Annotated in this window: 9 protein-coding genes; 8 read left to right on the forward strand and 1 reads right to left on the reverse strand. The window is 53.3% G+C overall.

Annotated features, from left to right (window positions below; translation table 11 throughout):
* The first annotated feature begins 45 nt into the window (after positions 1-45).
* Positions 46-603, forward strand: coding sequence for an ATP-dependent protease subunit HslV (hslV, locus tag ACR0AP_RS11405; RefSeq protein ID WP_480474424.1), 558 nt, complete (start codon positions 46-48; stop codon positions 601-603).
* Here hslV and ACR0AP_RS11410 read toward each other — a convergent pair.
* Entirely contained in the window at positions 595-1,836 is a 1,242-nt protein-coding gene (locus ACR0AP_RS11410) for an MFS transporter (RefSeq protein WP_480506843.1), read from the reverse strand. The two genes, hslV and ACR0AP_RS11410, sit on opposite strands and share 9 nt — an antisense overlap.
* Before the next feature lie 191 nt (positions 1,837-2,027).
* Between ACR0AP_RS11410 and hslU the strand changes: the two genes are divergently transcribed.
* The 7 genes from hslU (at position 2,028) to ACR0AP_RS11445 (ending at position 12,096) form a co-directional block, all read left to right on the forward strand.
* Positions 2,028-3,335, forward strand: a complete 1,308-nt coding sequence (gene hslU / locus ACR0AP_RS11415) for an ATP-dependent protease ATPase subunit HslU (protein WP_480506844.1) — start codon at positions 2,028-2,030, stop codon at positions 3,333-3,335.
* A 253-nt stretch (positions 3,336-3,588) separates the two neighbouring features.
* On the forward strand, positions 3,589-5,007 hold the full coding sequence (locus tag ACR0AP_RS11420) for a mannose-1-phosphate guanylyltransferase/mannose-6-phosphate isomerase (RefSeq protein WP_480506845.1): 1,419 nt from the start codon (positions 3,589-3,591) through the stop codon (positions 5,005-5,007).
* 53 nt (positions 5,008-5,060) lie between these two features.
* Positions 5,061-6,341 carry a glycosyltransferase family 4 protein gene (locus ACR0AP_RS11425; protein WP_480506846.1) on the forward strand — a complete coding sequence of 427 codons (1,281 nt, stop codon included), beginning with the start codon at positions 5,061-5,063 and terminating at the stop codon, positions 6,339-6,341.
* A gap of 344 nt (positions 6,342-6,685) precedes the next feature.
* Positions 6,686-8,158 (forward strand): glycosyltransferase, encoded by a 1,473-nt coding sequence (locus ACR0AP_RS11430; protein WP_480506847.1) that lies wholly within the window; start codon positions 6,686-6,688, stop codon positions 8,156-8,158.
* A 256-nt stretch (positions 8,159-8,414) separates the two neighbouring features.
* Positions 8,415-9,452: a GDP-mannose 4,6-dehydratase gene (gene gmd / locus ACR0AP_RS11435; protein ID WP_480506848.1), complete on the forward strand. Its 1,038-nt coding sequence runs from the start codon at positions 8,415-8,417 to the stop codon at positions 9,450-9,452.
* Positions 9,452-10,345: an NAD-dependent epimerase/dehydratase family protein gene (locus ACR0AP_RS11440; protein ID WP_480506849.1), complete on the forward strand. Its 894-nt coding sequence runs from the start codon at positions 9,452-9,454 to the stop codon at positions 10,343-10,345. Before gmd ends, ACR0AP_RS11440 begins: the two co-directional genes overlap by 1 nt.
* Positions 10,346-11,298: 953 nt before the next feature.
* Positions 11,299-12,096, forward strand: a complete 798-nt coding sequence (locus ACR0AP_RS11445; protein WP_480506850.1) for an inositol monophosphatase family protein — start codon at positions 11,299-11,301, stop codon at positions 12,094-12,096.
* Position 12,097: the final 1 nt, after the last annotated feature.

Genomic DNA, 12,097 nt, shown 5'->3' on the forward strand with positions numbered 1-12,097 from the left:
AACCGGTCCGGCCCATATATACCGCCAGCAAAAGCGGAGACGATCATGGCAGATAACGACTTTCCCGGTTGGCACGGCACAACGATTATCGGCGTCAAGAAGGACGGTCATGTCGTCATTGCCGGCGACGGTCAGGTGAGTCTGGGTCAAACCGTGATCAAGGGCACTGCGCGCAAGGTGCGCCGCCTGTCTCCCGGAGGGTTCGAGGTCGTGGCAGGTTTTGCCGGATCGACAGCGGATGCCTTCACATTGCTGGAACGGCTCGAAGCCAAGCTTGAGGCTACGCCCGGCCAACTGGCCCGCGCCTCGGTTGAACTCGCCAAGGACTGGCGCACCGACAAGTATCTGCAAAAGCTTGAGGCGATGCTGATCGTGACAGACGGCAGGGATCTGCTGGTCATCACCGGGGCAGGGGACGTACTGGAGCCCGAACACAATGTGGCTGCCATCGGGTCGGGAGGCAACTTCGCTCTGGCCGCCGCGCGTGCCATGATGGACAGCGACAAATCCGCAGAAGACATCGCCCGGCAATCCATGGCCATCGCAGCAGATATCTGTGTCTACACCAATGGCAACCTGACGGTTGAGACGATCTCAGGCTAAAAGCGCCTTGATCTCTTTGCCTTTCCATCGACGGTGCATGCCGACCAGCCCCAGGACCGCCGCTACGACCACGATGTAATAGGGAACGCGGATATCGATGCTCATCAACCCGCCACCGATCAGTGACATGATCCCCCCCGCAAGACAGAACACGGCGGTGGCCACGCCCATGGCCCAGCCCTGATCCGCCTCGCTGACGCTTGAGGAGAACAGGCCCAACAGCGTTGGATAGGCGATGCCGAACAGGAAATAGAAGAAAAACACGGGGACATAGCTGAATACACCGCTTGGGCTGAAGGCAAAGGCAAACCCGCAAATGACCATCACCACAAGCGACGTGTAAATGATCGCGTGTTTGCTGAACCTTTCCTGGGCAGGCTTCACCAGGAACGTACTGGAAAAGGCCAACGCCACACCGATGACAACCATCGCCACGCTGCCCCCGATGACCCCATACCCGAATGCGCTGGTCAGGAAATTGTCGACAAACACGTAGAATGTGACATTGGCGATCATGAAAAACGAATAGACCGGCAAGATTTTCAGAACCAAAGGGTGTTCGCCAACTGCGATCAGACTGTCGGGAATATCGCGGGGACGAAACACAAAGGGCTCGCGCTTGGTTCGGGTGTCCTTGAAAAACAGAAGCACCAGAAGAATCGCGATCAACACCAACACGAACGCGCCATAGAACGGGGTTTTCAGCGTGGCAAAGCCGCCAAACAGCGCCGAATCCGACAAAACCGCGCCGATGATCGGCCCGCCGACAAGGCCAAAGCTGACACCTGTCACGATGTAGCCCATGTTTCGGTCCCGGTCAGACGCGTCAGTGCTGCCATCGATCATCGCTGCCTGCGCGATGGGCTGATTGCCCGCAGTGAACCCGGTAATCGAACGGCCGACGATCAGCAGAAGCAGGTTATTGAGATAAAGCGCCACAATGGTCAGCGCATATCCGGCCAACGCCCCCCCAAGGCAGACCAGCAGCGCATTCTTTCGCCCGATCGAGTCAGACACTTTCGAGACATAAACAACACCCAGAAACCACGACAGGAAAAAGCATCCGATCACCAGACCATAGTAAAAATGCCTACGGCCCACTGGCGTGCTTTCCGGCAGAAAACCCGAGCTCGTTTCCATGATCAACGAATTGATGATGGGAAAGACCAGACCTTGCCCAATCAGATCCACAAACACCACAAACAACAGGGTAATCTTGGCAATCTTCGTCATTCTGTATGCTCCTGACGCTCGTAACCCTGACGCAACCGTAACAGAGGGTTCGTGTTTTCCCCAAGCAAAGGATTTGCAAACCGCATGAGGCATTGTTAACCAACGCGGCCAAGACCCGCGGTTTGCTTGTTTTCATCAAAGCCATGATTACCTAGACCGCATCACGCAAATACGACCGAGAGGATTGCCCTTTGACCGACCTGACCCCGCGCGAGATTGTCTCGGAACTGGATCGATTCATTATCGGGCAAAAGGATGCCAAGCGCGCTGTGGCCGTTGCCCTGCGCAACCGCTGGCGCCGCAAGCAGTTGCCGGACGATATTCGCGAAGAGGTGTATCCAAAGAACATCCTGATGATCGGCCCCACCGGTGTTGGCAAGACCGAGATCAGCCGCCGTCTGGCCAAGCTGGCGCGCGCACCCTTTATCAAAGTCGAAGCCACGAAGTTCACAGAGGTTGGCTATGTCGGTCGCGACGTGGAACAAATCATTCGCGATCTGGCCGATGCCGCCATTCTACAAACACGGGAATTCATGCGCGAAGACGTCAAGGCCAAAGCCTATCAAGCCGCCGAAGACCGCGTGATTGACGCCATCGCTGGTACGGATGCCCGTGAAGGCACACGAGAGATGTTCCGCAAAAAGCTCAAGGCGGGTGAACTGGATGAGACGGTCATCGAACTGGACGTCGCGGACAGTTCAAACCCGATGCCGATGTTCGACATTCCGGGACAGCCAGGCAGTCAGATGGGGATGATGAATCTGGGTGATATCTTCGGTAAGGCGTTTGCCGGGCGTTCTGTCAGGAAACGTCTTACTGTCGCCGAAAGCTATGACGTGCTGATTGGGGAAGAGGCCGACAAGCTGCTGGACGATGAGACGGTCACCCGCACCGCATTGGAATCGGTGGAACAGAATGGCATCGTTTTTCTGGACGAGATTGACAAGGTCTGCGCCCGCACAGAAGCGCGTGGTGGTGATGTAAGTCGCGAAGGTGTACAGCGCGACCTGCTGCCCCTGATCGAAGGCACAACCGTCTCGACAAAACACGGTCCGGTGAAAACCGACCACATCCTGTTCATCGCATCCGGTGCGTTCCATATCGCCAAACCGTCAGACCTCCTGCCCGAGTTGCAGGGCCGTCTGCCCATTCGGGTAGAGCTGCGCGCGCTGACCGAGGAGGATTTCGTGCGCATCCTGACCGAAACCGACAACGCACTGACCCGTCAGTATACGGCCCTTATGGCCACCGAAGAGGTCACTGTTGGGTTTACTGAAGATGGTATTGCCGCCTTGGCACGGATCGCAGCCGAGGTGAACCAGAGCATTGAAAACATTGGTGCGCGGCGACTTTACACCGTCATGGAGCGGGTCTTCGAAGAGCTGTCATTCACTGCACCAGACCAGGCCGGAACAGAAATAACTGTCGACGCACAATTCGTGGACGAAAATCTGGGTGAATTGACCAAATCAGCGGACCTGAGCCGGTATGTACTTTAGCAGCTCTGGCTGGAACCCCCGCTTGCCCGGCCAGACCCATGGCGACTTGTTTGTGTCTGGTTGCGCTGGCGATCTGCATTGATCGAGGCCCAGCTGGAAAAGTGAAGCCGAGATACTTCGCCGATGCCGCTTTGGGGGGCCAGCGTTTAGCGTTTTATTGCCAAAACTGATCCAATAGCAGCGGAACTACCTTGAAAATGCGTCCATAAGTTGACACTAGGCAGTTGCATTTAATGGCAAAGGTTATCTGATCGTGTCCATAACTCCTATTCTTCTTTGCGGTGGGTCTGGCACCCGCCTTTGGCCGCTGTCCAGAAAATCCTATCCCAAGCAGTTCGCAGCCATTACCGGGGAAAAGACCCTGTTTCAGTCCTCAGCCCGGCGCGTGACGGGGGCGGATTATTACGCGCCAGTCGTTGTGACCGGCTCAGATTTCCGGTTTATCGTGACTGAACAGTTACAGGCGGCTGGCATTGATCCGGGTACTATTCTGATTGAACCTGATGGGCGCAACACTGCGCCTGCGGTTTTGGCGGCCGCCTTGCACGTGGCGAAGTCCGACCCCGAAGCCCTATTGCTGGTCCAACCCTCCGACCATGTTGTACCTGATGCGGGCGCTTTTCGTGCAGCCGTGGCTGCGGGTATTCCAGCGGCCCGCACCGGGCAGCTGGTAACCTTTGGAATAACACCCGATCGGCCCGAAACCGGTTATGGTTATCTTAAGCTGGCTGGAGCACCGGAGGGCACAGCTCCCGTCAAACTCGACAGCTTTGTCGAGAAGCCAGATGTAGAAACCGCCACCGCTATGCTAGCCGACGGCAAGCATCTGTGGAATGGTGGCATCTTTCTTTTCAGGGCCTGTGACATCATCGCCGCTTTTGAAACCCACGCCCCGACGCTGATGAGCCCAGTCCGAGCCGCTTGCGAAGCTGCCAAAACGGACTTGGGTTTTCTACGGCTGGACCCAGAGGCCTGGAAACAGGCCGAAGATATCTCAATCGACTATGCAGTGATGGAAAAGGCCGACAACCTGAGCGTTGTTCCATTTTCTGCTGGCTGGTCCGACTTGGGTGACTGGAGTTCGGTTTGGCGAGAGGCGGGACCAGATGACAACGGGGTTGTGGCTTCAGGCAGCGCCACTGCAATTGAATGCAGTGACACACTTTTGCGTTCGGAGGTCGGCAATTTGGAAATTGTCGGCATTGGTCTGAAGGACATTATCGCCGTGGCAACTTCTGATGCGGTTCTGGTTGCAGATAAATCCAGGGCTCAGGACGTGAAGAAGGCTGTCGAGGCGCTCAAAGTCAAAGGCGCAAACCAAGCCACCATTTTTCCCAAGGATTACCGACCATGGGGTTGGTTTGAAAGCCTTGTCGTTGGTGGACGTTTCCAGGTCAAACGTATTCATGTACACCCCGGCGCAGCACTATCGCTACAAAGCCATCATCACCGGTCCGAACACTGGATTGTTGTTGAGGGAACCGCGAAGGTGACTGTCGATGACGAGGTCAAGCTGGTCACTGAAAACCAGTCCGTTTACATTCCTCTTGGCGCTGTGCATCGCATGGAAAACCCGGGCAAGGTTCCAATGGTGCTGATCGAAGTGCAAACCGGAAGCTATCTGGGTGAAGATGACATCATCCGCTATGAGGACGTCTATTCCAGGGTCTAAGACAAGGTTGCAAGACCACTTTAGACTGACCGGGTGGCCGAAGGAATACGGAAATGGAAAACGATCTCAATGCAGCCAAGAAGCGGCAGGTTGTCTATGACCTGACCGAGGTCCTTTTGGCCTCAACCGGTAAGCTGCGTTATTACGGGATCGCCAGGGTCGTTGCCGAGATCGGCGCTGAACTTAGAAAACAGGACGCGTCCGTCAGATTCGCTGTTTTCTCACAGGGCCATAATGAGCTTTTGGAAGTATTCCCAACTATTCGAGCAGATGGTGGCGTAGACCTGAACGTTCCAATCGGTATCCGGCAATTGCGCGTGCGCAGTCACCACTACACCAAGTCAATTATTAGGGATCTTGTGCTGGCGGCTGTCCGGCCGCTGGTCGGACGTAGAAACCGCAAAGCCTGGGAGGAGATAGCCCCAGACATGTCGTACATCGACATGTCTGGAAAGACATTGGTGAGTTGTGGGCGGCCCAAGTTGATCGTTGAAATCCTGTGCACTCTGGATCGTAAAGGGGTGTCTTGCGATATCATTCCTTTGCTCCACGACATGATCCCTATGCACGATTTTGAACACCAGCTGGCAAGCTTTCCGCGCAACTTCATCGGGGATAACCAGCTGCTGGTCTCACGAGCCAAAGCGCTGTTGACGAATTCGGAGTTCACACGGCAGGAAGTTCTGGATTTCTCCGAAAAAGGGATTCTGCCGGAAGCACCAGAGGTCTATGCTATACCTTTGGTACATGAATGCCCTGAGGGAACAGAGCAGGCCGAGCAAGATATTCCGGAACAACCTTATATCCTGACAGTGGGGTCCATGCTTGGCCGCAAAAACCTGGATGTTGTATTCGAAGCACTACGCGTTCTGAAGCGTGACGGGAAAGGCGTACCCACGTTGGTACTGGCAGGGGCGTTGCGCCATAAAACAAGCACTTATCTACAATCGGATGACTGTAAAACAATCCGCGAACACGTCGTTTTCCGCGAGAACCCTAATCAAACGGATCTGGTAAATCTGTACAAGAATGCTGTGGCGCTTGTGATGCCCAGCCGAATGGAGGGTTGGGGATTACCCGCCGGTGAAGCCTTGTGGTTTGGTACGCCAGCGCTTTGCTCCACTGCGGCGGTATTGAAAGAAGTATGCGGCGATCTTGGTGTCTATTTCGATCCGGACCGGCCCGATCAACTTGCAGATCATATCACTAAGTTACTGGTAGATCCGGAACACGGCCGAAACTTGCGCGCACGCATTGCCGCGCATAAGCCGCAGCTTCGCACATGGTCGAACGTTGCAATGGATGTGCGAAAGGTTTTGCAAAAACTGTACTAATGGGACCGTTGCTCACCCCGTCAAACGCGCTCATAATCTTCGAAAGGACTGTCATGCCTTGCACTTTATCCCCAGAATGTCACGGGCTTTCGGCCCAACCGACCATTGCGCGATGCGTGCGCTTTTGCAAAATCCAACATCCTGGCAGGCGGACTCCTTCGAAACCGTCGGAATCTGCCTCATTTATTGTTTGAAACCTAAAGTTACTGAAAATCGCGACTGCATACTCAGAATCTCGGATCAGTCGCATAAAGCCCTTAAAACCAGTTCAATTCGGTAGTATTTCGACGCGACCCAAAAAAGATGAAACAACTTCATCTGGCTGACTGCACGGAGAGTAATCTATGAACGCCCCCACGTTTAACGAAGATGGCAAAAAGGTATTCTTCGATATCTCTGGATTGATCATATATATAAAGAAGATTGACCGCTATTCTGGCATTCAACGTGTAATAGTGGAATTGATCAGCGAATTTTCTAAACTCAGCGACCCGAAACTCATCTACCTGAGTTGGTGTGAACCGAGTTCTGGGATTCTACGCTGTGTGCCACTCAGTGAAATTGGAATTGATACACTAGCCTCACCGGTGAAACTGCGACAACTCTTCCATCCTTGGAAGGCAGCACGTTCTAATCTGCCAGCTCTCGACAAATACAAAAACAGTCCTGCCAAATATTTTTTTCATCGTACTAAGCTAGATGTTTTGAGTTTACTGGGTACGGACGCTTCATTTCGAAAAAAAGACATGTCATCAAAGGCATGGCGAGCGCAGAGATGGAAAAAAGCACCACAAAAAGCCTCGGGGTCTCGCCGCTCGGAGCAACCACTATTCAATGTGGCAACCAAAGGTGACCATCTTGTGCTTCTGGACAGCAGTTGGCAAGCGCACCAAAGCCAGGCGTTCAGTGAGGCTAGGGCGTATGGAATGCAGGTACATACTCTTGTTTACGATCTGATCCCAATCGTAGCGCCACAGTTTACGGCCGGGACTTTACCCCACATATTCTATGATTGGCTTTTGACTTCTAAGGAATATACGAGCCGCTATATGACAATCTCCGAAGCCACGCGGCGAGATCTTTTGCAGTTTTTTCAGGTGCATGATATTCGACACACCGCAACTACCGTATCCTTAGCTCAGGCTGGACTAACCAAAACGGAACCCGCATATGACGAAGCCAAAAAGCAAGGCCCTGTGTCTTCGCGGATTTCGTTTGATGCATACCCTCAGCTTGAAGACGCCGGCCAAATTGGTGCCGATCTGCGGAAAATTGCCGGCGAACGATACGCTCTTTGTGTTGGCACAATCGAGCCACGCAAGAATGTCTGGCGCACGGCGATGGCGTGGAAATACCTGATTGACCAAGGTCATATTGATATTCCAAAGTTGGTATTTGCAGGGCAAAAAGGTTGGCTGACAGACGAGTTCGATAGCCTGATGGAGGGAACTGGTGATATTTACGGCTATGTAAGCATGGTTGAGGGGCCTACAGATGAAGAGCTTGGTGTCCTTTACAAGAATTGCCAGTTTGTATTGATGCCGAGTGTATACGAGGGATGGGGCCTGCCCGTGGGCGAGGCACTAGCTTATGGTAAAACAGCTGTCGTCGCCCAGAACAGCTCGCTAGTTGAAGTTGGAATGGACCTTGTTGAATATTGTGATGCAATGAGCATTCAAAGCATCGGAGAGGCTGTTCTAAGGCTCAATGACTCCAATCACCGCTCGGTTTTGGAAGAAAAAATCAAAACCGCGCCTCTGCGCGGTTGGTCAGATGTAGCTCGGGACATGGGGCAGGCTATGTATGCACCCAAATAAACCGATGCATAGTGATGTGTGTGAAGACTTAGCGCAGGCCCAGTTTTTCATCAGAAAGTCCGCGCTTATTGTCCAATTGCCGGGTTCTCAGGTTTCAACTCCAATAGCGAGCTTTGAATTGACCTGTTTAATGGCCCCTGCGCGCAAAATAAATACTATAGCGGGCTTGGACACACGACTAGGTTGACAAAAAAGCATTGCTCATGTCGGCAGGGCTCTTCCTACAGGCAAGAGACAAAACAGAAAGGGATTAAGAGTGACAAAAACTGCAATCGTCACAGGTATCACCGGGCAGGATGGCGCCTATCTCGCTCAGCTTTTGCTGAATAAGGGTTATAACGTCGTGGGGACCTTCCGTCGTGTTGTTTCCACGAATTTCTGGCGCATTGAAGAACTGGGAATACGCAACCATCCCAATCTGGTTCTGTCAGAACTTGATCTGACTGACATGGGGACGATGATCCGGCTTATTCAGAAGGTGGAACCGGATGAGATCTATAACTTGGCGGCTCAAAGCTTTGTGGGCGTCTCGTTTGAACAACCGCACACAACCGCGCAGATCACCGGCGTTGGCGCACTTTATTTGCTGGAAGCTATCAGAATAGTGAACCCCAAAATCCGGTTCTACCAGGCTTCCACTTCCGAAATGTTCGGCAAGGTTCAGGAAGTGCCGCAGCGCGAGACGACTCCGTTCTGGCCGCGCAGCCCCTACGGTGTTGCCAAACTATACGCGCATTGGATGACCATCAATTATCGAGAAAGCTACGATATATTCGGCAGCTCAGGCATTCTGTTCAACCACGAAAGCCCTTTGCGGGGGTTGGAGTTCGTAACACGCAAAATCACTGACGCGGTTGCCAAAATCAAACTGGGTCAACTTGATTGCATTGAGCTGGGCAATCTTGACGCAAAGCGCGATTGGGGGTTTGCCCGGGATTACGTGGATGGCATGTGGCGTATGCTGCAAGCTGATGAACCCGATACATTTGTACTGGCGACCGGTCGCACCGAGACAGTGCGGGATTTTGTCTCCATGGCTTTCAAGAGCGCGGGTATCGAACTGCGTTTTGAAGGTGAAGGTGAGAAAGAAGTGGCGGTGGACGCCGAGGGCAACCGTGTTCTTGTGAGGATTAGCCCCAAATTCTATCGCCCTGCTGAAGTGGATTTGCTGATTGGCGACGCGAGCAAGGCAAAACAAGAGCTTGGTTGGGAGGCGACAACATCTTTGGAGGAACTCTGCCAGATGATGGTTGAGGCGGATCTTGCACGTAACGAAAAGGGTGTGTCCTTTTGATGCCGGCACCCCGAGTTCTGATTACCGGACGCTATGGCTTTACCGGACACTATGCTGCAATAGAGCTTGCAGAAGCAGGGTGGGACGTTTGGGGCATCGGAACAAATCCGGCCCCCATGCCTGATTCCCAATATCTGGAAGCAGATTTGACAGATTCATCGGGTCTAGAGCAGGTTATTACCCATGTCGCTCCGGACGCGGTGCTGCATTTGGCAGGGGTCGCATTTGTGGCACACGGAACCGCCGAGAGCTTTTATCAAGTCAATCTGATGGGGACGCGGTGCTTACTAGAAGCGCTTTCCAACACCGGACATGGCCGCAAAGCCGTCGTTCTGGCCAGTAGCGCGAATATCTATGGTAACGCCGCCGTGCCATCCATAGGGGAATCTACCCCCCCGGCACCTGTTAACGATTACGCGGTTTCAAAACTTGCAATGGAGCACATGGCCCGGCTGTATAACGACCGTCTTCCTGTCGTTATTGCCCGACCATTCAATTATACCGGTCTTGGCCAGGACCCCAAGTTTCTTGTTCCCAAGATCGTTTCTCATTTCCGGCGTAAGCAGCCACAGATAGAATTGGGAAACTTGGATGTCGCGCGGGACTTTTCCGATGTACGCGATGTTGCGCGAGTGTACAGGTTGCTTCTGGAAAACGCACCCGAAGGTGAAACCGTGAACGTCTGCTCCGGTAAAGCAACCGCGCTGGCGGAGATTCTGGACATGTGTCGAACCATAACCGGCCATGAGATCGAGGTGGTGTCTAATCCTGCCTTTATGCGCGCACAAGAAATCAAGGTTCTGATGGGCGATCCCTCACATCTGGAAAACCTGATCCCGGTCGGCATCCGTCACTCACTGGAAAATACTCTGAAATGGATGCTGAAGGGATGACCTGAACCAGCCAGGTTGCCAGCACAATGGGTTCCTGGCAGAACGAATGGGGTTGCTTCCGGATTTCATCTCTAATGGGGCCTTGTTCAAGCTGCTGGTTAAGGTGCTTAGTGAGCAACTCGTTGAAAATCGGACACTGACGTAGTTTACAATTTGTTGACTGCTGGTCTTTGGCGACGAAGAGATCAGAGATGTCGAAACGAATGAGCCATTCGCCGGAGTTCAAGACCAAAGTTGCGCTTGAGGCATTGACAGGAGGAAAGAGGTTGCGGAGCTGGTAAGCCAATTTGGTAGTCGCGCGACGATGATTCACGCCTGTCGCGCGTGGCCCTCTCGGCACCGGGATTCCCAGGATGAGATTATGGAAGCGTCATTTGTCCGCGGACCCGATCATACGAAGATTATTTTGGGTGCACCTGTTATCGATCTTTCGTCAAACGAGATGCTGACTATCCGAAAGCTGGTCTCGCTATACAGTGATCAGTGGCAAAGCGAAATGTAGAGGTTTGTCTAACGTTGGAACCCTCAGCACTCGGTCACACACCTAGGTCCCGCTACCTATCGGTGTATTCCCTGAAAATTCATCAAGTAGGTTCCGACGTATTTGGTTGCTCGCTGCCGGTTTTCAGGAACGTGGTTTTCGATGCTCATGATATTGCACGTGACCCGGATGCCGCATAAGGCGGAACAGTGCTCGGACACTTGTTTTCCAGAAAAGCTACGTCCTTGTCTTCAAATGTGTAGGGCCGTGTTACCAACATTCGCCGAAAACTGTGCCATGTTTCAAAATCCACATTTCTCTGTGAAAACGTGGATATTTGAGTTTTTTTTGTTTATGAGTGGGCTATTTTGTGGGAATGTATTGGGATAAGATCGAGGCGGGACCGCCAAAGGGTAGTTTCATTTTGTAACCACCCTGGAGTCAAAATCATCACCACACAGGATAGAATCGAATGCTGAATCCTAGGACCTCACAGGCTGACGAAAGCACCGACCTGCTGTCTCATGCGGTAAAGATAGCCGACTTGGCCAGCGAAGCGGCGCGGGGGTATTTTCGTGGCGCGCTGGGGGTTGAGTTCAAATCGGATGAAAGCCCGGTGACACAGGCCGACAGGGGTGTTGAAGCGCAGGTACGCTCCTATCTTGGGCAGCATTTCCCCGATCACGGCATTTTTGGCGAAGAGCATGGGTTCGAGGGGCGGGATTGCCGCGAGGTTTGGATCATCGACCCGATTGATGGAACCCGGTCATTTTTGTCAGGGCATCCGTTGTTTGGGTTTCTGTTGGGTCATCTGGTTGACGGCAAACCGGATATCGGCGTGATCGGCATGCCAGCGATAAATGAAGTATTTACCGGCGCCGCTGGTCAGGGCGCCACGTTGAATGGCCGTGAGATCACGACTTCGGCCCAGACGCGGCTGGATCAGTCCATTCTTTTCGTAAACGAAGGGGACAAGATCTATCGCGATCATCCGACGTTATTCGACAGGCTGATGCATTCTGGACAGACCAGACGGCTCGCCTATGATTGCTACCCCCATGCCCTGCTGGCGGCGGGCCATGTGGATGCTGTGATCGACTATGATCTACAGCCCTATGATTACCTGCCAGTGCTGGCCGTGGTTGAAGCGGCGGGTGGGGTGATGACAGATTGGCAGGGTCGGCCGCTTGACCTGAATTCTGACGGCCGGGTGATTTCAGCGGCAACACCCGAGCTGCACGGGGAAATGCTGGACTTGGTGAACGGATAGG

The sequence above is a fragment of the Ruegeria sp. AF7 genome, assembly GCF_056541885.1.